The organism is Streptomyces sp. NPDC060002 (assembly GCF_042737245.1).
GTDB lineage: Bacteria > Actinomycetota > Actinomycetes > Streptomycetales > Streptomycetaceae > Streptomyces.
On sequence record NZ_JBHWUW010000011.1, the window covers coordinates 69,344 to 89,521 of the forward strand.

Annotated in this window: 17 protein-coding genes; 7 read left to right on the forward strand and 10 right to left on the reverse strand. The window is 73.1% G+C overall.

The window, feature by feature from the left end:
- Positions 1 to 80 precede the first annotated feature (80 nt).
- Positions 81 to 1,091, forward strand: a complete 1,011-nt coding sequence (locus ACFWBD_RS13210) for a serine hydrolase (protein ID WP_385666383.1) — start codon at positions 81 to 83, stop codon at positions 1,089 to 1,091.
- Here ACFWBD_RS13210 and mycP read toward each other — a convergent pair whose 3' ends face one another.
- Both mycP and ACFWBD_RS13220 read right to left on the reverse strand, forming a co-directional pair.
- Positions 1,092 to 2,303, reverse strand: coding sequence for a type VII secretion-associated serine protease mycosin (gene mycP / locus ACFWBD_RS13215; protein WP_385666385.1), 1,212 nt, complete (start codon positions 2,301 to 2,303; stop codon positions 1,092 to 1,094). It abuts the gene before it with no gap.
- Positions 2,300 to 4,402 (reverse strand): hypothetical protein, encoded by a 2,103-nt coding sequence (locus ACFWBD_RS13220; RefSeq protein ID WP_385666387.1) that lies wholly within the window; start codon positions 4,400 to 4,402, stop codon positions 2,300 to 2,302. Before ACFWBD_RS13220 ends, mycP begins: the two co-directional genes overlap by 4 nt.
- A 281-nt stretch (positions 4,403 to 4,683) precedes the next feature.
- Here ACFWBD_RS13220 and ACFWBD_RS13225 point away from each other — a divergent pair, with 281 nt between their 5' ends.
- Positions 4,684 to 5,886, forward strand: a complete 1,203-nt coding sequence (locus ACFWBD_RS13225) for an amino acid deaminase/aldolase (RefSeq protein WP_385666389.1) — start codon at positions 4,684 to 4,686, stop codon at positions 5,884 to 5,886.
- Positions 5,887 to 5,906: 20 nt separating this feature from the next.
- Here the strand turns inward: ACFWBD_RS13225 and ACFWBD_RS13230 are convergent, their stop codons facing one another.
- From ACFWBD_RS13230 to ACFWBD_RS13240, 3 genes are read right to left on the reverse strand one after another with little or no spacing between them, the layout of a single operon-like run.
- Positions 5,907 to 6,698, reverse strand: coding sequence for a 3-oxoacyl-ACP reductase (locus tag ACFWBD_RS13230; RefSeq protein WP_385666391.1), 792 nt, complete (start codon positions 6,696 to 6,698; stop codon positions 5,907 to 5,909).
- Positions 6,695 to 8,080: an aldehyde dehydrogenase family protein gene (locus ACFWBD_RS13235; RefSeq protein ID WP_385666393.1), complete on the reverse strand. Its 1,386-nt coding sequence runs from the start codon at positions 8,078 to 8,080 to the stop codon at positions 6,695 to 6,697. Before ACFWBD_RS13235 ends, ACFWBD_RS13230 begins: the two co-directional genes overlap by 4 nt.
- 52 nt (positions 8,081 to 8,132) lie before the next feature.
- Positions 8,133 to 9,497: a glutamine synthetase family protein gene (locus ACFWBD_RS13240; RefSeq protein ID WP_385666395.1), complete on the reverse strand. Its 1,365-nt coding sequence runs from the start codon at positions 9,495 to 9,497 to the stop codon at positions 8,133 to 8,135.
- A gap of 104 nt (positions 9,498 to 9,601) precedes the next feature.
- Here ACFWBD_RS13240 and ACFWBD_RS13245 point away from each other — a divergent pair, with 104 nt between their 5' ends.
- Both ACFWBD_RS13245 and ACFWBD_RS13250 read left to right on the forward strand, forming a co-directional pair.
- Positions 9,602 to 10,336 (forward strand): FadR/GntR family transcriptional regulator, encoded by a 735-nt coding sequence (locus ACFWBD_RS13245; RefSeq protein WP_384112617.1) that lies wholly within the window; start codon positions 9,602 to 9,604, stop codon positions 10,334 to 10,336.
- 40 nt (positions 10,337 to 10,376) lie between these two features.
- Positions 10,377 to 11,084: a gamma-glutamyl-gamma-aminobutyrate hydrolase family protein gene (locus tag ACFWBD_RS13250; protein WP_385666397.1), complete on the forward strand. Its 708-nt coding sequence runs from the start codon at positions 10,377 to 10,379 to the stop codon at positions 11,082 to 11,084.
- 83 nt (positions 11,085 to 11,167) lie between these two features.
- Here ACFWBD_RS13250 and ACFWBD_RS13255 read toward each other — a convergent pair whose 3' ends face one another.
- Positions 11,168 to 12,097 (reverse strand): LysR family transcriptional regulator, encoded by a 930-nt coding sequence (locus ACFWBD_RS13255; protein WP_385666399.1) that lies wholly within the window; start codon positions 12,095 to 12,097, stop codon positions 11,168 to 11,170.
- A 70-nt stretch (positions 12,098 to 12,167) separates the two neighbouring features.
- On the opposite strand from ACFWBD_RS13255, the gene ACFWBD_RS13260 reads away from it, so the two are divergent.
- Positions 12,168 to 13,334 (forward strand): TDT family transporter, encoded by a 1,167-nt coding sequence (locus ACFWBD_RS13260; protein ID WP_385666401.1) that lies wholly within the window; start codon positions 12,168 to 12,170, stop codon positions 13,332 to 13,334.
- On the opposite strand, the gene ACFWBD_RS13265 is transcribed toward ACFWBD_RS13260, so the two are convergent.
- The 4 genes from ACFWBD_RS13265 to ACFWBD_RS13280 all read right to left on the reverse strand — a co-directional run bounded on the left by ACFWBD_RS13265 (position 13,246) and on the right by ACFWBD_RS13280 (position 17,943).
- Complete coding sequence (locus ACFWBD_RS13265; protein ID WP_385666403.1) at positions 13,246 to 13,965, reverse strand: helical backbone metal receptor; 720 nt, start codon at positions 13,963 to 13,965, stop codon at positions 13,246 to 13,248. The two genes, ACFWBD_RS13260 and ACFWBD_RS13265, sit on opposite strands and share 89 nt — an antisense overlap.
- On the reverse strand, positions 13,965 to 14,549 hold the full coding sequence (locus ACFWBD_RS13270) for a helix-turn-helix domain-containing protein (protein WP_057607009.1): 585 nt from the start codon (positions 14,547 to 14,549) through the stop codon (positions 13,965 to 13,967). The genes ACFWBD_RS13265 and ACFWBD_RS13270 overlap by 1 nt, the downstream gene beginning before the upstream one ends.
- Positions 14,550 to 15,050: 501 nt before the next feature.
- Positions 15,051 to 16,865 carry an ABC transporter permease/substrate binding protein gene (locus tag ACFWBD_RS13275; RefSeq protein WP_385666405.1) on the reverse strand — a complete coding sequence of 605 codons (1,815 nt, stop codon included), beginning with the start codon at positions 16,863 to 16,865 and terminating at the stop codon, positions 15,051 to 15,053.
- Positions 16,858 to 17,943, reverse strand: coding sequence for a glycine betaine/L-proline ABC transporter ATP-binding protein (locus ACFWBD_RS13280; RefSeq protein ID WP_385666407.1), 1,086 nt, complete (start codon positions 17,941 to 17,943; stop codon positions 16,858 to 16,860). Before ACFWBD_RS13280 ends, ACFWBD_RS13275 begins: the two co-directional genes overlap by 8 nt.
- Positions 17,944 to 18,150: 207 nt before the next feature.
- On the opposite strand from ACFWBD_RS13280, the gene ACFWBD_RS13285 reads away from it, so the two are divergent.
- The gene (locus tag ACFWBD_RS13285; protein WP_385666555.1) at positions 18,151 to 19,089 is read left to right on the forward strand and encodes a 5'-3' exonuclease H3TH domain-containing protein; all 939 of its coding nucleotides are present in this window, start codon (positions 18,151 to 18,153) and stop codon (positions 19,087 to 19,089) included.
- A gap of 162 nt (positions 19,090 to 19,251) precedes the next feature.
- Positions 19,252 to 20,097: a siderophore-interacting protein gene (locus ACFWBD_RS13290; protein WP_385666409.1), complete on the forward strand. Its 846-nt coding sequence runs from the start codon at positions 19,252 to 19,254 to the stop codon at positions 20,095 to 20,097.
- Positions 20,098 to 20,178: the final 81 nt, after the last annotated feature.

A 20,178-nucleotide genomic window follows, 5' to 3' on the forward strand; every position in this document is an offset into this window, starting at 1 on the left:
CGGGATTCTCAGACATCCCTGACGTGCCTCTAACCTCCGTCTAACGGCGCGCACAGTCAGCACCCCGAGCATCAAGGGTCATGGAGTCCTCCAGAGCACGTCGCGGCCGCCGCGCTCACCCCTCCCGGCGCCGTCCGCTCCTGTACACCGCGCTCGCCACGGTCGCCGTTCTGGGGGCGACGGCGGGCGGGACCGTTTACGTAAAGGCACAGGCGCACCCGGGGACCGGAGCCGTATCGTCGTCCTCCGCGACGCCGTCGGCGTCCGGATCGGGCAGCGGAAAGGTTTCGGTGGAGACGGTGGCGGCGCCCGAGGTGGACCACGACGCGCTGCTGGCGTCGGCGCTGGAGTCGGTGACGGTGCCGGGTGACGCGGCCGTGTCCGCGGCCGTGCTCGACCTGGACTCCGGTGACAACGCCACGTACGGCGAGAACGCCTTCGACACGGCGAGCATCGTCAAGGTGGACATCCTGGCGACGCTGCTGCTCCAGGCGCAGGACGCGGACCGGCATCTCACGGCGGCCGAGAAGACGTACGCCGCCGCGATGATCGAGAACAGCGACAACGACTCGGCGTCGGCGCTGTGGCGGATCATCGGGAAGGCGGAGGGGCTCGACGCCGCGAACGAGCGGTTCGGGCTGACGGCCACCGCGGGCGGCGACGACATGCTGTGGGGCCTGACGCAGACCACGGCCGCCGATCAGCTCATCCTGCTCCAGCAGGTCTTCGGGGACGACTCGGAGCTGAGCGAGGCGTCGCGGACTTACCTCAGGGGCCTGATGGGGCAGATAGCCGTCGACCAGCGCTGGGGTGTCTCGGCAGCGGCCGACGGGTCCTCGTGGGCGCTGAAGAACGGCTGGCTGGCGCGCAGCACCACCGGGCTGTGGGACATCAACAGCATCGGCCGGGTCACCGTCGACGGCCATGACTGTCTGGTGGCCGTCCTGTCGAACGGCAACGCGACCCAGACGGCCGGGATCTCGCTGGTCGAGCAGGTGGCGCAGGCGGCGGTGTCGACGCTGCGGGACGGTGACGCGTCCGCATCCGCGTCGGCGTCCACCTCGCCGTCCGCCTCGCGGTCCGCCGAATAGCTAGAGCGCCTCGTAGGCCTCGGGCCGTTCGCGCTCGCGGCGGCCGCGCCACAGGACGACCGCCGTCACCAGCAGCACTCCCCCGGCACCACCCGCGAGCAGGCCCGCCCAGCCGGCCGTGTCGTCGTCCGCCTTCGGCTTGTCCGGGCCGGAGCCGAAGTACTGCTCGCCGTAGGCCGCGGACTGCAGGCCCTCCTGCTTGAGCCCGGCGGCGGCCTTGATCGCGGCGGCCGGGTCGATGAACCCGAAGCCGCGGGAGTCGTCGCGCCCGCCGGTGGGGGCGTTGCGGGCGGTGTCCTCCAGGAGCTTCTTGATCTGGGCCGGGGTGAGCCCGGGGTGGGCGCCCTTGATGAGCGCCACGGCCCCCGAGACGAAGGCGGAAGCGGCGCTGGTGCCCCATCCCTCGTAGTACTTGTGGTCCGGGTCGGCGATGACGACGTCGACGCCGGGCGCGCTGACCGTGGCGTACCAGCGGCGGGTGGAGAAGGAGGCGCGGGTGCCGTAGCGGTCGACGGCGGTGGCGGCGATGACGCCCGGGTAGGCGGCCGGGTAGGAGATGTGGTCGCCCTTCTCGCCGCCGTTGCCCGCCGAGGCGACGACGACCGAGCCCTTCTTCAGCGCGTACTGGACGGCCTCGTCCTCGGCCGGCTCGGGGTGGGCGGAGGCGGAGTCGTCGCCCAGGGAGAGGTTGATGACGTCGGCACCCTGGTCGGCGGCCCAGCGGATGCCCTCGGCGAGGGCGTTGCCGCGGGTGTTGCGGGCCTTGGTGCGCTGCGCGTCGCCGTCCTCCAGGATCACGCGGACGGGCAGGATCTTCGCCTCCGGGGCGATGCCGAGCACACCGTCGGCGTTCCCGTTGCCATGGCCGTGACCGGCGATGATGCCCGCCATCGCGGTGCCGTGGCGGGCCCACGCGCGGTCGCCGGGACCGGCTCCGAAGCCGACCATGTCCTTGCCGGTGAGCACATTGCCGGCGAGGTCGGGGTGGTCGGCCTCGACACCGGTGTCCAGGACGGCGACGGTGACGCCCCCGCCCTTGGTGGTCTGCCAGACCTCCTGGGTGTGCAGGGCCTCCAGGGCCCACTGCTTGGCACGGATGCCGTCGGCGTAGGCGGTGGAGGGCGGCACGAGGGCGACGGTGGCGGCGAGCAGACAGCACAGGAGCCCGGCCCTGCGGGTCGTACGGGTCGTACGGGTCGTACGGGTGCTCATGAGGGCTGCTCCGAGGGCGTGACGGCGGTCTTGCGCAGGCCGCGCTCGACGCGGTCGGCGAGGCCCTGGGCCTCGTTGCCGAGGCCCGCCTGGGCGGGTGCCGTGGTGGCGCCCGCCGCGGTGGCCGCCGAGGCGGGCTGCGGGGTGTCGACCACGCGGCCGTCGGCCCAGCCGGAGACGGCGTAGACGACGACGGGCGCGTCGGTGAGGACGGAGACCGTCCACGCCGCGCGCTGCTTGGCGCCGAAGGCGGCGGCGACGGTGCCCTTGGCGGCGTACGGCCGGGGCATCAGGTCCGTACGCCCGGCCAGCCCCTCCTTGGTGAAGCGGGTGTCGAGCGAACGCATGGCGGCCGCGTCGGCCGTGGTGAACAGCAGACCGACGGTGGTCACATAGCTCTGCGTGGCGTCGGTGTAGGTGGCACGCAGGAGCCGCTGACAGCCGACCGGGGCGAGGGTCTTGAGCAGCAGCGGGTCGAAGGCGTCGGCGCAGCCGCTGTCCGGGGCGACGGCGATCCGTGTCCAGGTGCGGTCGGCGCCGCCGGGACCGGCGCCCTGACCGTCGACCGTGGGCGGGAACAGCTGATCGACCGGCACGTTGTGCCACAGACCGCCGGCGGTGACGTAGGTGCTGCGCTCGGCGGCGTCCGCCGAGTCCCCGACCAGCCAACTGCCCGTGACCGCACCGCCGATGAGACCCAGACCGAGGACGACGCAGGCGGCGGCCGCGGCGAGGCGTCCCCGCCGGCCGAGGGTCCGGGGCGTGTCCCTGTACCCCTCGGGCCGCGCGAAGGTCACCACGGGCCGGGTGGCGCCGAGGGTGGCGCCCGGGGTCATGGGAGCGCTCCACGAAAGCGACGGATCGGGGCCGCCTGTCATGCCCGGTCCGCCGTAGGTCCGCTGCGGAGTCTCTGGCGCGGGGGGTGCGGCAGGGGCGGGCGGTACGGCGAACCCGGGCTGCCGTACGGCCGCGCCGGGGCTCCAGGCCGGCCCGTCGTCCGCCACCGCCGGGGCCGCCGGGGAGTCACCGCGCGGACCGCCCTCGGCGCCCTCTGCCTCGGTCTCCCGGCGACTCCGCCCGGGCGCGGGCACCCAGCCGCGGGGCAACGGCGACCAGGCGCTCTCGGACGCGGGCGCGGCCGAGGGGCCGCCCGTCGGGCCCGCGGGGCGGGAGGGCGGTGGCGGCGGGGCGACGGGACGGGAAGGCGGCGGGGGAACGACAGGACGGGAGGCCGGCGGCGCGACCGGACGGGAGCCCTCGGGGGCGGCGGGGCGCGGGGATCCGTCACCGCCGGGACGGACGCCGGGGGTGCCCGCGGCAGAGGAGCCACCGGGGCCGGCGGGGCGGGTGGGCTCCCCGTCGGCGGGACGGGGAACGGGCGTAGCGGCGCGGAAGGCGGCGCCGCCCGTGGGGCGGGAGTCGTCCGAGGAGGCGGGGCGGGTGGCCGGCCTGGTGGGCCGGGGGGCGCGGCGGAAGTCGTGGGGCGGGGCGGGGCGGGGGACGTGGGGTGCGGCCGGGCGTTCTTCGGCTCGCGCGGGCGTCCCGGTGTCGTCGCGTCGTGGTGCCTGAGCGGGGTGGGCCGGCTGCGGCGGGGTGTCCGGGAAACGGGCCGACGCGGGGGGCGGGGGCGGGGGCATGGCGTCCGTGTGCCGGCCCCGCAGGTCGGTGAAGCGGGGGGCGGTGCGGAAGAAGGGGGAATCCGTGTCCGACGAGGGGAAGCCGTCGGCGGCTGTGCCCTCGCCCCGCGTGGCGGGCTGGGCTCCGGCCGGACCGGCGGAGCCTCGACGCCCGCCCTGCGGCTCGGCCGGACCGGGAGTCGCCGCACGCGCGCTCTCACGCGCGGCAGTCTGCTGACGCGGCGGGCCGGTGGGCGTGCGAGGCGCTACGGCGGGCTCCCGCGGCTCCACGTCGGAGGTCGCCCGGCGTGCGGGATCGTGTTTCGGCGGCTCGGCGGGGGCCTGGCCGGCGCTCTCCCGGTCCGTCGGGTCGGCCGGCGGCCGGGACGGGCGGGGAGGAGTGGCCGGGCGGGGCGGGACGCCGGGCTGGGGCGGCACGTCCGGGCGCGGGGGGACGGAGGCGCGGCGTGCTTCCGTACTCATGCACCCCCCGTTTCCTCGTCCCCGGGCCGTCGTTCTGGTACGCGGGCGGTCGGTCTCTTGCCCGGGCGGCCCGGCGCGGACGCGGCGGTCCGTCCCGGGCACGCATACCCGCACGGGCGGACCGGCATCCCGACACGGTTGCCCGGCCGGAGCCGTCCTCCGTGCGTGCGCGTCACTCTACGGCTTGTCGCCGGGCGAACGGGAACCAGTCCGGGACGCCCGGGGCTTCTGCCCGGAACGTCCCCCTACCCTGCGGTAATCCTGTCTGGCAGGCTGCGTTCATGACTGCGCGCGCCGCCGACCGGGCCCGTTACGACCGGGCCACCGCCCATCTCGACGCCCCTCTCGCCCTTGTGGACCTGGACGCCTTCGACGCCAACGCCGAGGACCTGGTCCGCCGGGCCGGCGGCAAGCCGATCCGTGTCGCCAGCAAGTCCGTACGCTGCCGGACGCTCCTGGAGCGCGTCCTGGCGAAGGACGGCTTCGCCGGCATCATGTCCTTCACCCTCGCCGAGTCCCTGTGGCTGGCCCGGTCCGGGTTCGAGGACATCCTGCTCGCCTACCCGTCGGCCGACCGCACCGCCTTCGCCGAACTGGCCGCCGACCCCAAGCTCGCCGCCGCCGTCACCGTCATGGTCGACGACGTCTCCCAGCTCGACCTGATCGACGGCGCGCGCGGCGAAGGGCGCGAAGTCATCCGGGTCTGCCTGGAGTTGGACACCGCGCTGAAGCTCCTCGGCGGCCGGGTCCGGGTCGGCGCCCTGCGCTCTCCGCTGCACTCCCCCGCCCAGGTCGCCGACGTGGCGAGGGCGGTCGCCAGGCGGCCCGGTTTCAGGCTCGTGGGGATCATGGCCTACGAGGGACACATCGCCGGGGTCGGCGACGCCGTCGCCGGGCGGCCCTTCCGGTCCCGGGCCATCCGGCTGATGCAGGCCACCGCCCGGCGCGAACTCGCCGAACGCCGCGCCGCGGTCGTGCGCGCGGTGCGGGCCGTCGTACCGGATCTGGAGTACGTCAACGGCGGCGGCACCGGCAGTGTGCAGCACACCGCCGCCGAGGACGCGGTCACGGAGATCGCGGCCGGGTCGGGGCTGTACGTGCCGCGTCTGTTCGACAACTACACGTCCTTCAGCGGGCGTCCGGCGGCCCTGTTCGCGCAGCCCGTCGTCCGGCGGCCGGGGGTGGGGATCGTGACCGTCCTCGGCGGCGGTTATCCCGCGTCCGGCGCCGCGGGGCCCGACCGGCTGCCCGTGCCGTACCTGCCGGAAGGGCTGCGTTACGACCCCCAGGAGGGGCCGGGCGAGGTGCAGACGCCGCTGCTCGGCTCCCCCGCCGACGATCTGCTGATCGGCGACAAGGTGTGGTTCCGGCACGCGAAGGCCGGTGAGCTGTGCGAGCGCTTCGACGTGCTGCACCTCGTCGAGGGGGACGCGGTGACGGCGACCGCGCCGACCTACCGGGGCGAGGGGCAGACCTTCCTGTAGGCCGGCCGGCGCGAGACGTCCTACAGCGGGGTGACGTAGGCCCCGGAGATCCCGCCGTCCACCAGGAAGTCGGAGGCGTTGACGAAGGAGGAGTCGTCGCTGGCCAGGAAGGCGACGGCGGCGGCGATCTCCTCGGCCTCGGCGAACCGGCCGACGGGAATGTGGACCAGGCGGCGGGCGGCCCGCTCCGGGTCCTTGGCGAACAGCTCCTGGAGCAGCGGGGTGTTGACCGGCCCCGGGCAGAGGGCGTTGACGCGGATGCCCTCCCGCGCGAACTGCACGCCCAGCTCACGGGACATGGCGAGGACGCCGCCCTTGGACGCCGTGTACGAGATCTGCGAGGTGGCGGCGCCCATCCGGGCCACGAAGGACGCCGTGTTGATGATGGAGCCTTTGCCCTGGCGCCGCATGTAGGGGATCGCGGCCTTGCAGCACAGGTAGACGGAGGTCAGGTTGACCTCCTGGACGCGCTTCCAGGCCTCGAGGCCGGTCTCCAGGATGGAGTCGTCGTCGGGCGGTGAGATGCCGGCGTTGTTGAAGGCGATGTCGACGCTGCCGTAGGTGTCGTACGCGGTCCTGAACAGCGCCTCGACCTGCTCGGGGTCGGTGACGTCCACCTTCACGAAGGTGCCGCCGACCTCCTCGGCGGCGGCCTTGCCGCGGGTCTCGTCGACGTCGCCGCAGACGACGTGCGCGCCCTCGGAGGCGAGCCGGCGCGCGGTGGCGAGGCCGATGCCGCTGCCGGCTCCGGTGATGACTGCGGTGCGGCCGACCAGACGGCGGCAGATGATCTCGTCAGGCGATGCGGTCACTGTGCGGGGCCCTCCGTGCTGATGAAGACGTTCTTGGTCTCGGTGAAGGCGGTCAGGGCGTCCGGACCCAGTTCACGGCCGACGCCGGACTGTTTGTAGCCGCCGAAGGGGGTCCAGTAGCGGACGCTGGAATGGGAGTTGACGGACAGGTTGCCGGCGCGGACGGCCTGGGAGACGCGCAGCGCCCGGCCGACGTCCCGGGTCCAGATGGAACCGGAGAGGCCGTAGGGGGTGTCGTCGGCGAGCCGGACGGCGTCCGCCTCGTCGGTGAAAGGGAGCAGTACGGCGACGGGGCCGAAGATCTCCTCGCGGGCGGCGGGCGAGTCGGGCGCGGCACCGGTCAGGACGGTCGGCGGGAACCAGAAGCCGGGTCCTTCGGGCGCGGTGCCGCGCAGTGCCTCGGCGTCGTCCGGCACGAACGACCGTACGCGGTCCACTTGTTGCCGGGAGATCAGCGGGCCCATTCGGGTCTTCTCGTCGGCCGGGTCGCCGACCGTCACGGCGGCCAGTTCCCGCGCCAGGTGGTCGGCCACCTCGTCGTAGACCGATTCCTGGACGAGGATCCGGGTGCGGGCGCAGCAGTCCTGGCCGGAGTTGTCGAGGAAGGAGAACGGGTCGGCCGCGGCCTTCAGGTCGGCGTCCGCGAAGACGATGTTGGGGCTCTTGCCGCCGAGTTCCAGGGTGACGGGCTTGATCTGCCGGGCGCAGCGTTCCATGACCTCGCGGCCGGTGCGGGTGGAGCCCGTGAACACGATCTTGGCCACGCCCGGGTGGTCGACGAGCGCGCGGCCGGCGACGGCTCCGTGGCCGGGCAGTACCTGGAAGAGGTGCTCCGGCAGGCCTGCCTCCAGGGCCAGTTCGGCCAGGCGCAGGGCGGTGAGCGGGGTGGTCTCGGCGGGCTTGAGGACGACGGCGTTGCCTGCCGCGAGGGCCGGGAAGGAGCCCCAGGCGGCGATGGGCATCGGGAAGTTCCAGGGGGCGATCACCCCGACCACGCCGAGCGGCTCCTGGAAGGTGATGTTCCAGCCGCCGGGTACGGGGATCTGCCTGCCCAGGAGCCGTTCGACGCCGCCGGCCGAGTACAGGAGCAGGTCGCGGGCGTTGCCGGCCTCCCAGCGGGCGTTCCCGAGGAGGTGGCCGGCCTCGCGGACCTCGAGGAGCGCCAGTTCCTCGACATGTGCGTCGACGACGTCGGCGAAGCGGCGCAGCAGCCGCGCCCGGTCGGCCGGGGCGGCGGCCGCCCAGGCCTTCTGGGCGGCGCTCGCGCGCGCGACCGCCCGGTCCACGTCGGCCGCGTCGGCGGCCGGAACGGTGGCGAGGACCTCCTCGGTGGCCGGGTTGAGAACGGTCAGCTCGTGCGCGTGCGGCGGCAGGTCGGACAAGGAGGGACCGGACAAGGAAGGGCCTTTCGCGGGCGGGTGCGCGGGCGGGTGCTCAGAGACGTTCGAAGGAGCGGCGCAGCTCCCAGTCGGTGACCGCCGCGTCGAAGGCCTCCAGCTCGACGCGTGCCATGTTGCGGTAGTGCGCGACGACCTCCTCGCCGAACGCGGCCAGCGCGATCGGACTGTTCGCCCAGAGTTCGGCGGCTTCGCGCAGGGTGGTCGGGACGTGTGCGTACTCGGCGGTGTAGGCGTTGCCGGGACAGGCCTCGGGCAGCTCCAGCTTCTGCTCGATGCCGTACAGCCCGGCCGCGACCAGGCCCGCGACCGCGAGGTGGGGGTTGACGTCGCCGCCGGGCAGCCGGTTCTCGAAGCGCATCGAGCGGCCGTGGCCGACGACGCGGAGGGAGCAGGTGCGGTTGTCGTGTCCCCAGGCGACGGCGGTCGGGGCGAAGGACCCCGGCTGGAACCGCTTGTAGGAGTTGATGTTGGGGGCGTAGAGGAGGGAGAAGTCGCGCAGGGCGGCGAGCTGTCCGGCGAGGAAGTGCCGCATGACGTCGGACATCCCGTCTTCCCCGTCGCCGGCCATGACGTTGGTGCCGTCGGCGTTGTTGAGCGAGAGGTGGATGTGGCAGGAGTTGCCCTCGCGCTCGTTGTACTTGGCCATGAAGGTCAGCGAGACGCCCTCCTGGGCGGCGATCTCCTTGGCGCCGGTCTTGTAGATCGCGTGCTGGTCGCAGGTGACCAGGGCCTCGTCGTAGCGGAAGGCGATCTCGTGCTGACCGGGGTTGCACTCGCCCTTGGCGGACTCGACGGTGAGTCCGGCGCCGGCCATCTCGTTGCGGATGCGGCGCAGCAGCGGCTCGACCCGGCCGGTGCCGAGCACCGAGTAGTCGACGTTGTACTGGTTGACCGGGGTGAGTCCGCGGTAGTTCGCGTCCCAGGCGGCCTCGTAGCTGTCCTTGAAGACGATGAACTCCAGCTCGGTGCCGACCTGGGCGGTGAAACCGTGCCCGGCGAGGCGCTCCAGCTGGTGGCGCAGGATCTGGCGCGGTGCGGCGACGACGGGCGAGCCGTCGTTCCAGGCCAGGTCGGCGATGAGCATGGCGGTGCCGGCGTTCCAGGGCACGCGGCGCAGGGTGGACAGGTCGGGGCGCATGGCGAAGTCGCCGTAGCCGCGCTCCCAGGAGGACATGGCGTAGCCGTCGACGGTGTTCATCTCCGTGTCGACGGCGAGGAGGTAGTTGCAGCCCTCGGTGCCGTGCTGGAGGACCTCGTCGAGGAAGAATCCGGCGGCGAACCGCTTGCCCTGGAGACGCCCTTGCATGTCGGGGAAGGCCAGGACGACAGTGTCGATCTCACCGCTCGCGACGTGAGCGTGCAGTTCCTCGACACTGAGCGGGGGTGTGCGGTCTGCCACGGGAGGGCCTCCTTCGGCTTCCCCGGCTCCTTCGTCTTCTTCGGGCGGGCCGGGAGCCATAAGGTATTGCGGAGAACCATTGCTTGGGAAGGGGGCACGGCCAGATGTCGGTGGACGCTGACGGCGGACCGGACGACCGGCTGACGCCGGTACTGCGGCCGGTGCGGGCCGGGAACGGCTTCGAGGAGGCGCTGGAGCAGATTCTCCAGGTGGTGCGGCTGGGCCTGGTGCCGGGGGGCGAACGGCTGCCGGCCGAGCGGGACCTGGCGGAACGGCTCGGGATCAGCCGGGTGACGCTGCGCGAGGTGCTGAAGGTCCTCCAGGACCAGGGCCTGGTCGAGTCCCGCCGGGGACGCTACGGCGGAACGTTTGTCCTGCCGCGTACGGACGCCGGTGGCGAGGACGAGCTGCGGCGGCGGATCGCGGAGGTCGACGTCGAGGACGTGCTGCGCTTCCGGGAGGTGCTCGAGGTGGGCGCGGCGGGCCTGTGCGCGGCACACGGCCTGGACGACGAGCAGGCGGGCCGGTTGCGCGAGGCGCTGGCCCGCACGGCGGACGCGCCGCTGGCCGACTACCGCCGCCTGGACACGATGCTCCACCTCACCCTGGCCGAGCTGAGCGGCTCGCCCTCGCTGACCGCGCGCTACGCGGCGGTCCGGGCCACGGTGAACGACCTGCTCGACTGCATCCCGCTCCTCGTGCGCAACCTGGAGCACTCGCAGCGCCAGCACATGGCGCTGGTCGAGGCGGTGCTGGACGGGGACGCGGACGGGGCGCGGGAGATGATGCGGGAGCACTGCGCGGGGACGGCGGCCCTGCTCAGGGGCTTCCTGACCTGAAATGGTATGACTACGGTCCATTGCGGGAGTGGGAGGGCACATGACGGACGGCGCACGGCCGCTGATCGGCGTCAGCACGTACCTGGAGTCCGCGACGCGCTGGGGCGTGTGGGCGCTGGACGCCGCGCTGCTGCCCGTCGGGTACCCGCGGCTGGTGCAGCGGGCCGGCGGGCTGGCCGCGATGCTCCCGCCGGACGCTCCCGAGCACGCGACGGCGACCGTGGCCCGCCTGGACGGCCTGGTGATCGCGGGCGGCCCCGACGTCGAACCGGCCCGCTACGGCGCCGGGCCCGACCCCCGCACCGGACCGCCGGCGCGGGAGCGGGACGCCTGGGAGCTGGCCCTGATCGAGGCGGCGCTGGCGGCGGACCTCCCGCTGCTGGGCATCTGCCGGGGCATGCAGCTGCTGAACGTCGCGCTCGGCGGCACCCTGACCCAGCACATCGACGGACACGCCGAGGTCGTCGGCGCCTTCGGCCGGCACCCGGTCAAGCCGGTCCCCGGCACCCGGTACGCCGCTGCCGTCGAGGAGGAGACCTCCGTACCGGCCTACCACCACCAGGCCGTGGACCGACTCGGCGCGGGCCTGATCCCGTCGGCGTACGCGGCGGACGGCACCGTGGAGGCGGTGGAACTGCCGTCGGCGGCCTGGGTACTGGGCGTCCAGTGGCACCCGGAGATGGACGAGGACACTCGCGTCATGCGAGCCCTGACAGAAGCGGCGCGTCAAAGCCCGTCCGGCGTTTGAGGACGAGGCCGTCCAGGCCGAAGGGGGGCTGGGTGCAGCGCCCCCAGGGACGGGAAGGGAAGGGGCGGCGGGGGCGAGAAAACCTACCCTCGCGTCAGCGACAGCAGCTCCCGGGCCGGCCCGGCAGGCCGATGCCCCGTAGGCCACACGGCCCGCAGATCACGCGCCAGCACGACGCCCTCGACCGGCACCTTCACCAGCCGCCGCAGTCCCAGCTCCTCACCGACCGCCAGTTCGCTCAGCACCGCAGGACCCGCCCCACTGACCGCCGCCGCCTTGACCGCGGTCGTCGAGGAGAGCTCGATCAGCGGCCGGGCCAGTCCGCCCAGCGCCGTGTCGAGCACCTGACGGGTCCCCGAACCCTGCTCGCGCAGGATCAGCGGCGTCGAGGCCAGCTCGGCCGCGGGCAGCGGCCGCCGCCGGCGGGCCCACGGGTGGGCGGGCGCGACCACGACGATCAGGTGGTCGTGGGCTATCACGGCGGAGTCCAGGCCCGGCGGCACCGTGAGGCCCTCCACGAAACCGAGGTCCGCCTCCCCGGAGAGCAGGCGCTCGGCGACGGCCGCCGAGTTGCCCGCGAGCAGCGACACCGCCGTGTCCGGCCGCCCGGCGCGCAGCGCGAGCAGCCAGCCTGGCAACAGGTACTCGGCGATCGTCATGCTCGCCGCCACCCGCAGCCGCGAGTCACGGCGCACCCGCAGCGCCTGCGCCCCCGCGTCGAACGCCCGTGCCGCCTCGACGACCCGCCCCGCCCAGTCCGTCACCAGCGCGCCGGCGTCCGTGAGCCGGGAGCCGCGCGGCGAGCGGTCCACCAGGGCCACGCCCAGCTGGCGTTCCATGGAACGGACCCGGCTGCTTGCGGCCGGCTGCGTGATGCCGAGCTCCCGCGCGGCCGCGCCCAGACTGCCCAGCCGTGCCACCGCCAGCAGCAGCTCCAGCGCACCCAGGTCCGGGACACGGTGCGCGATCGAACCCGACGCGCTGTCCGCGGGCTGTTCCTCGACACTCCCCATAAGCCCAGCTTATGCCCCCATAGAGTCGTCCTCCCTGGTCGCGGGCGGGCGGCCCGGCGACCGTGGAGGCATGGTCACCGCCGCCCAGCCCCTGAACACCCTCCCCCGTGCGCGCGCCGGCGCCGTCCGTCACCTCGGACCGAACTGGTACGCCACGGTCATGGGGACCGCGATCCTCGCCACGGCGGGAGCCGCGCTCCCCGTCCGTCCGCCGGGGCTGCGACCGCTCCTCACCGCCTGCTGGGTCCTCTCCCTCGTCCTTCTGACGGCCCTGCTCGGAGCCCGCGCCCTGCACTGGCGCCATCACCGCGACCAGGCCCGCGCCCACCTGCTGGATCCGGCCACGGCGCCGTTCTACGGCTGCCTGGCGATGGCGCTGCTCGCCGTCGGGGGCGGCGCCCTCACCGTCGGCCGGGACTGGATCGGCACCCGGACCGCGGTCGCCCTCGACGCCGTGCTGTTCACCGTCGGAACGGCTGTGGCCCTCACGGCCGCCGTCGCCGTCCCGTACCTGATGGCCGTACGCCATCGGGTACGGGCGTCCCGGGCCACGCCCGTGTGGCTGCTGCCGCTCGTCGCGCCCATGGTGTCCGCCGCGCTCGGGCCGCCGCTGGTGCCGTATCTGCCGGCCGGGCAGCCCCGGCAGACGCTGCTCCTGGCGTGCTTCGCGCTGTTCGGACTGAGCCTGCTCGCCACGCTCGCCATGCTGCCGGTGGTGTTCGCGCGGCTGGTGACCGGCGGGCCGCTGCCCCTCGCCCTCACTCCGACCCTGTTCCTCGTCCTGGGTCCGCTCGGGCAGTCCACGACCGCCGTCGCGAAGTTCGCGGAGGTCGCTCCGGGGGTCCTGCCCGGGCCGGACAGCCGCGGTCTCGCCGTGCTCGCGGTGCTGTACGGGGTGCCCGTCATGGGGTTCGCGCTGCTCTGGCTGTGCCTGGCCACCGCGCATGTGGTGCGGGCCCGCCGGCACGGGATGGGCTTCGCGATGACCTGGTGGGCGTTCACCTTCCCGGTCGGCACCTGTGTGACCGGAGCGGCGGCGCTGGCCCGGCACACCGGGCTGGTCGCCTACGACGTGCTCGCCTGCGCGCTGTACGCCGTCCTCGTCGCCGCGTGGGTCGTGGCCGCCACGCACACCGTCCGCGGGCTGCTCAGCGGTGGGCTGCTCGCAGCGCCTCGCCCAGCACCTTCGGCGCCTCGGCGAGCGACGGGCCGTACCACGTCAGGTGCCGTCCGCTGAGCAGCGCGCAGGGCAGACCGGGGAAGGCCTCCGGGCCGTCGTCGGCGGTGAAGCGGTAGGGCTCGTCCGGCAGCACGACCAGGTCCGGCGCCGCGGCGAGCAGTTCCCCGACCGGGATCCGCGGATAGCGTTCGGCGTGCCCGGCGTACAGCTGGTCGACGCCCAGGCGGGCCAGCACGTCCCCGGCGAAGGTGTCGCGGCCCAGCACCATCCACGGGCGGCGCCAGACCGGTACGACGGCCGTCCGACGGCGGGTGAGCGACGGCGGCGCCGCCCACGCCTCCTCCGCCTCGTCGAGCCACTGCGGTCGCGAGGGCGCCCCGCACGCCCGGAGCACCCGCGCCAGCTCGGCGAAGGCCTGCGGGACGTCCCGGACGTCGGTCACCAGGACCTCGAGGCCCGCCGCGCGCAGAGCGGCGAGGTCCGGTTCCCGGTTCTCCTCCTCGTTGGCGATCACCAGATCGGGGGCGAGGGCGACGATCCGGTCGACCCGGGGGTTCTTGGTTCCGCCGATCCGCGTGACGTCGAGGCCGGCCGGGTGGCTGCACCAGTCGGTGGCGCCGACCAGGGCGCCGGGCACGGAGGAAGCCACCGCCTCCGTCAGCGACGGCACCAGCGAGACGATCCGCACTACCGCTTCCGGCCCCGGTCCCGGTCCCGTACCGCCTCGATGTGCTCCGCCACGGCGACGACGACCACCCGGGTGTCCGGCACGGTCGCCCGCCAGCGGTGGCGGACCCCGCCGGTGAGGTACAGGGTGTCGCCGCGGCCGAGGCGGTAGGCGCGGCCCTCCGCCTCGATCTCCACGGCGCCGTCGGCCACGTACATCAACTGGTCGTTGCGGTACTGGAATTCACGGCCCGCGTCATGGTCGCCGGTGAACTCCGAGGCATGCATCTGGTGGTGACCGCGCACGAGGGAACGGGAGCGCGGCTCCGGCCCCGGACCGGGTTCGGTCACCTCGGCGCGCACGACGTCCACGCTGCACGCGGGGTCGGCGGCGGCGAGGAGCTCGACGGCCGTGGTGCGCAGGGCGTCGGCGACCTTCTCCAGGGAGCTGGTGCTGGGCCGCGCGCGCTCGTTCTCGATCTGACTGAGGAACGGGACGGACAGGCCGCTGCGTTCGGCCACGACGGCGAGGGTGAGCTCGAGGGACCGGCGTCGGCGCCGCACGGCCGCGCCCACCCGCAGGGGCTGTTCTTTGTGGTCGCCCATCGCTCCGGCTCCCTCCTTGACTCGTCGCTGCCGTGATGTCCTCCACGCCCTCCGAGGAGTTGTCTGCACCCTACGCATGTTCGGCAAACCGTTTCATGCGCCCGTCACATCGAGGACACCTGGCGTAACACCGGACCTCACAGTTCGCGCCAGCCGATCGGTCCCCGGAGTCGCCGGGCAGGGGCCCGCTGCCCGGCTCTCCGGTTCAATGCGCGAACGGCCGCGCATGTTCCCGCTCGTCCCCGGCTTCGCGGGGCGCCGGTTCGGGCATGGGCGTAGCTCTCCGTACTTGGCCGGATCCTTGCCGTGGCGGGACGGCCGCGGACCGGGTCCGCAACAGCGCCGTGGCAGGGAGAGAGCGGCGGAAAGAGCACCGGAGAACGCGGCGAGGACAAGCGGCGAAGAACACACGGGAACGACACGAGGGGCGGGCCCCGACGCGGGCCCGGAAGGCCGTACGTCGGTGCCCGCCCCTCGTCGGGCGGTCACGGTGCTGTCAGGTCACCGGGCCGCCCGGCTTTCCTGCCCCGAATCGGCGACCGGTACCCACTTCTCGACCAGAGCCGGATTCTCCTTCAGCCAGCTCCGGACCGCGTCCTGCTCCTTGCCCTTGCCGGCCTGCTGGATCCGCGCCTCCAGACCGGTGAGCTGGGCCTCGGTCATCCTGAAGTCCTTCAGCCACTTGCCGACCTCGGGGTTGTCGGCGGCGAAGCCCTTGCGGGCGACGGTGTGCACGCCGTCTCCCTTGCCCCAGGCGCCCTTGGGATCCTCGAGCTTCCTCAGGTCGTAGTCGCTGTACGCCCAGTGCGGCGACCACAGGGTGACGACGACCGGCTTCCTGGCGGCGTACGCGCGCTTGAGTTCGGCGAGCATCGCCGGGGTGGAGCCGTCGACGACGGTGTAGGAGTCGTCGAGGCCGTACTGCCCCAGGACCTTGTCCTTGAGCAGGCCCATCATCCCGGCGCTGGGCTCGATGCCGGTGATCTTGCCGTCGAACTCGGCGGCATGGCTCTTCAGGTCCGCCAGGGAGCCGACGTCCTTCACGTACGAGGGGACGGCGAGCTCCAGGGAGGTGGGGCCGTACCAGGAGCCGAGATCGTCGAGCTTGTCGCCGTACTTCTTCCAGTACTCGTCGTGGGTGGTGGGCAGCCAGGCGTCGGTCTGGAAGTCGATCTGCCCGGTGGCGACGCCGGTGTAGAGGGGGCCGGCGGCGTACTGGGTGGTGGTGACGTCGAAGCCGCGTTCCTCCAGGAGTTCCTTCCAGAGGTAGGTGGAGGCGATGCCCTCGTCCCACGGGATGTAGCCGATCTTGACCTCCTTGCCCTTGCCGATGTCCGAGGCCGAGGCCCCGGCGGTACCGGACGAGGGGCCGAAGACGTTCATGCCGCCGGCGACCAGGGCGAGCACGACCACGCCGGCCACGGCCACGGCCGGACGCGGACGGTACGTCCACACCGTGCCGCGGGCCTTGGCGGCGGCGCGACGGCCGAGCGGGGAGATCCGGGTGCCGAGGGCGCCGGTCATCCGGTCCAGGTAGATGGCGAGGACCACGATGCCGAGGCCCGCCTCGAAGCCGAGGCCGATGTCGAGCTGGCCGATGGCCTCGTTGACGGCGCCGCCGAGGCCGCCGGTGCCGACCATGCCGGCGATGACGACCATCGACAGGCCCAGCATGATGACCTGGTTGATGCCCGCCATGATCGTCGGCAGGGCGAGCGGCAGCTGCACACGCAGCAGGGTGTCGCGGGGCGTCGTGCCGAACGCCTCGGCGGCCTCGACGAGTTCGGCGTCGACCTGGCGGATGCCGAGCTCGGTCATCCGGACACCCGGGGCGAGCGCGAAGATCAGGGTGGCGATGACGCCCGCGGGGACGCCCATGCCGAAGAACAGGATCGCCGGGATCAGCAGGACCATCGACGGCATCGTCTGGAGCAGGTCCAGCACGGGCCTGAGAGTGGCGCTGACGGCCCTTGAACGGGCGGCCCAGATGCCCAGCGGGAGGGAGATCACCAGGGCGATCACCGTGGCCACGAGCACCAGGGAGAGCGTCGACATCGCCTCGTCCCACAGGGCGAGGGAGTCGATGAGGGCGAACCCGGCGAAGGCCAGGACACCCGCGACGAGACCGCGCAGCCACCAGGCGAGCACGGCGAGGATGCCCGCGAGGAGGAGCGGTTCGGGGGCGGTGAGCACGGTGTCGAGACCGTCGTACATGCCTTCGACGACCGTCTTGATCGCGTCGAAGAGCCAGGACAGGTGGGTGACGAGCCAGTCGACGCCGGAGTCGACCCAGTCGCCGAGGTGCAGCCTAGGCACGGGCCATCACCTTCTTCCCGCCGTCGCGCGGACTGTCGCAGGCCGTCGCCCGGCCCTGTTCGTCGCCGAGGAAGCGGACGAGGCGCTGTCCCGACACGACGCCGACGAGTTTCCGTTTCCCGTCGAGGACGGCGACCGGATGGCTCAGGCGGGCGCTGAGCGCGCACAGTGCGGTGAACGGGGTGTCGGGGGTGGCGGTCTCGCAGCCGCAGTCGGCTTCGTCGCCGCGCACGACGGTGTCCATGACGGCGGAGGCGGTCAGCACGCGCGAGCGGTCGACGTCCTGGATGAAGGAGGCGACGTAGTCGTTCGCGGGGCGGATCAGGATGTCCTCGGCCGTGCCCGTCTGCACGATGCGGCCGTCGCGCATGACGGCGATCCGGTCGCCCAGGCGCATGGCCTCGTTGAGGTCGTGGGTGATGAAGACGATGGTCTTCTTCAGCGTCTGCTGGAGCGTGAGGAGCTGGTCCTGCATGTCGCGGCGGATCAGCGGGTCCAGCGCGCTGAAGGACTCGTCCATCAGGAGCAGGTCGGCGTCGGTGGCGAGGGCGCGGGCCAGGCCGACGCGCTGCTGCATGCCGCCGGACAGCTCGTCCGGCCAGGACTTCTCCCAGCCGGCCAGACCGCAGAGCCGCAGTGCCTCGGCGGCGCGCTCCTCGCGTTCGCGGCGGGGGACGCCCTGGACGGCGAGACCGTAGGCGGCGTTGTCGAGGACGCTGCGGTGCGGGAAGAGCGCGAAGTGCTGGAAGACCATGCTGATCTTCTTCGCCCGGACCTCGCGCAGTGCGCGGTCGGCGAGGGCGGTGAGGTCCTGGCCGTCGAAGAGAACGCGCCCGGCGGTCGGCTCCAGCAGCCCGTTGAGCATCCGCAGCAGGGTGGACTTGCCCGAACCGGACAGACCCATGACGACGAAGATCTCGCCCGGTTCCACCGTGAAGGAGGCGTCGATGACGGCGGCCGTGGTGCCGTCGGCACGCAGCTCCTCCCGGTCGGCTCCCTCCCGGAGCCGCTCGACTGCCTGCTGCGGTCGTCTGCCGAACACCTTGTGCAGATGCTCGGCCTCAAGCCTGGAGGACACGCGTACCTCTCGTCGGGGACAGGAATCGGAGCACTCGGCAACAGCAAACAGTTGAAAGCGCAACCGGACGTTGCTCCGAGGCCGCCCCTGCCCTGGTCCGATGGGGGCAAACGTACGAGTGGTTCAGTTCACAGCAGGTTTCACAAGAGGTTCACTCCTGCCACGGGAGTGAATACGCACCGGTCGCCAGGGCGCTGGTGCGGCATGATGCGAGGCGTGACCGGACGACTGATGCTCCTCGACACCGCCTCGCTCTACTTCCGCGCCTACTTCGGCGTGCCGGACTCCGTGAAGGCACCGGACGGCACCCCGGTGAACGCCGTGCGCGGGCTGCTGGACTTCATCGACCGGCTGGTGAAGGACCACCGGCCGGACGAGCTGGTCGCCTGCATGGACGCCGACTGGCGCCCCCAGTGGCGGGTCGACCTGATCCCCTCCTACAAGGCGCACCGCGTCGCCGAGGAGCGCGAGTCGGGACCGGACGAGGAGGAGGTGCCGGACACGCTCTCGCCGCAGGTGCCGATCATCGAGGCGGTCCTGGACGCGGTCGGCATCGCGCGGGTGGGCGTCGCCGGCTACGAGGCGGACGACGTGATCGGCACGTTCGCCGGCCGGGCGAAGGGCCCGGTCGACATCGTCACCGGCGACCGCGACCTCTACCAGCTGGTGGACGACGCACGCGGGGTGCGCGTGCTGTACCCGCTGAAGGGCGTCGGCACGCTCCAGCTCACCGACGAGGCGTGGCTGCGCGAGAAGTACGGCGTCGACGGGAGCGGGTACGCGGATCTGGCGCTGCTGCGCGGCGACCCGAGCGACGGCCTGCCGGGCGTGCCGGGCATCGGGGAGAAGACCGCGGCCAAGCTGCTGGCCGAATTCGGCGACCTGGCCGGGATCGTGGCGGCGGTCGACGACCCGAAGGCGAAGCTGACCCCCTCCCAGCGGAAGCGGCTGGACGAGTCGCGGCCGTACCTCGCCGTCGCGCCGAAGGTGGTCGCGGTCGCCGACGACGTGCCGCTGCCGGACGTGGACACCGCTCTGCCGCACGCGCCGCGGGACGGAGCGACACTGGAGGCACTGGCGCAGCGCTGGGGACTCGGCGGGTCGCTCCAGCGACTGCTGACGACGCTGGGCGCACCGCCCGCGTAACCAATGTTCCCGTGTCGGGGAATGACAATGACGCAGGCCGAGAGTCATCCTCTGCATGAGTTCCGGATGAGAGGTGGGCCCACCTCTCGAAGGGGGAGGGCATCACCCGGGGGAGAGATGCTAACTTAGGTAAACCTAACCATAGCCACATGGGAGGCCGTCATGGCAGAACGTCCGGCACGGAAGCCGCGGAAGCCCCACTCCGCGCAGGTCGTCCGCACCGAACGGCTCACCCCACATATGCAGCGCGTCGTACTCGGCGGCGAAGGCCTGGCCGAGTTCACGGCCGGCACCTGCACCGACCACTACGTCAAACTGCTCTTCGGTCCCGAGGGCGTGACCTATCCCGAGCCCTTCGACCTGGAACGCATCCGCGCCGAGTTCCCCCGTGAGCAGTGGCCCGTGACCCGCACGTACACCGTGCGCAACTGGGACGCCGAACTCCACGAGCTGACCCTGGACTTCGTGGTCCACGGCGACGAGGGCCTGGCCGGGCCGTGGGCGGCGCGCGTCCAGCCGGGCGAGACCGTCCGCTTCATGGGCCCCGGTGGCGCCTACGCGCCCGACACGGCCGCCGACTGGCATCTGCTGGCCGGCGACGAGAGCGCCCTGCCCGCCATCGCGGCCGCCCTGGAGTCGCTGCCCGCGGGCAGCGTCGCCCACGCCTTCATCGAGGTGTCGGGCCCCGAGGAGGAGCAGAAGGTCGACTCCGACGTGGAGGTCGTCTGGCTGCACCGCGGCGACCGCCCGGTCGGCGAGAGGCTCGTCGAGGCGGTACGGGCGCTGGAGTTCCCCGAAGGCCGCGTGCACGCGTTCGTGCACGGCGAGGCCGCCTGCGTGAAGGATCTGCGCAAACTCCTGCGCGTCGAGCTGCAGATCCCGCGCGAGGACCTGTCGATCTCCGGCTACTGGCGGCTCGGCCACAACGAGGACGGCTGGCAGGCCTCGAAGCGGGACTGGAACGCGCGCGTGGAGGCGGAGCAGGAGGGCGCGGCGCCGGCCGCGTGACCTGGCGGCCGGACGTCCGGCCTGCGGGACACGTCCGCCGATGCGCACCAGTCCGGCGTCGGCGCCGGGCGTGGCGCGGGG

What these genes read in the sequence shown, in the direction of transcription:
- ACFWBD_RS13210 (WP_385666383.1), top strand. Translation starts at nt 81, where the DNA reads ATGGAGTCCTCCAGAGCACGTCGCGGCCGCCGCGCTCACCCCTCCCGG.
- mycP (WP_385666385.1), bottom strand. Translation starts at nt 2,303, where the DNA reads ATGAGCACCCGTACGACCCGTACGACCCGTACGACCCGCAGGGCCGGG.
- ACFWBD_RS13220 (WP_385666387.1), bottom strand. Translation starts at nt 4,402, where the DNA reads ATGAGTACGGAAGCACGCCGCGCCTCCGTCCCCCCGCGCCCGGACGTG.
- ACFWBD_RS13225 (WP_385666389.1), top strand. Translation starts at nt 4,684, where the DNA reads ATGACTGCGCGCGCCGCCGACCGGGCCCGTTACGACCGGGCCACCGCC.
- ACFWBD_RS13245 (WP_384112617.1), top strand. Translation starts at nt 9,602, where the DNA reads ATGTCGGTGGACGCTGACGGCGGACCGGACGACCGGCTGACGCCGGTA.
- ACFWBD_RS13250 (WP_385666397.1), top strand. Translation starts at nt 10,377, where the DNA reads ATGACGGACGGCGCACGGCCGCTGATCGGCGTCAGCACGTACCTGGAG.
- ACFWBD_RS13255 (WP_385666399.1), bottom strand. Translation starts at nt 12,097, where the DNA reads ATGGGGAGTGTCGAGGAACAGCCCGCGGACAGCGCGTCGGGTTCGATC.
- ACFWBD_RS13260 (WP_385666401.1), top strand. Translation starts at nt 12,168, where the DNA reads ATGGTCACCGCCGCCCAGCCCCTGAACACCCTCCCCCGTGCGCGCGCC.
- ACFWBD_RS13270 (WP_057607009.1), bottom strand. Translation starts at nt 14,549, where the DNA reads ATGGGCGACCACAAAGAACAGCCCCTGCGGGTGGGCGCGGCCGTGCGG.
- ACFWBD_RS13285 (WP_385666555.1), top strand. Translation starts at nt 18,151, where the DNA reads ATGCGAGGCGTGACCGGACGACTGATGCTCCTCGACACCGCCTCGCTC.
- ACFWBD_RS13290 (WP_385666409.1), top strand. Translation starts at nt 19,252, where the DNA reads ATGGCAGAACGTCCGGCACGGAAGCCGCGGAAGCCCCACTCCGCGCAG.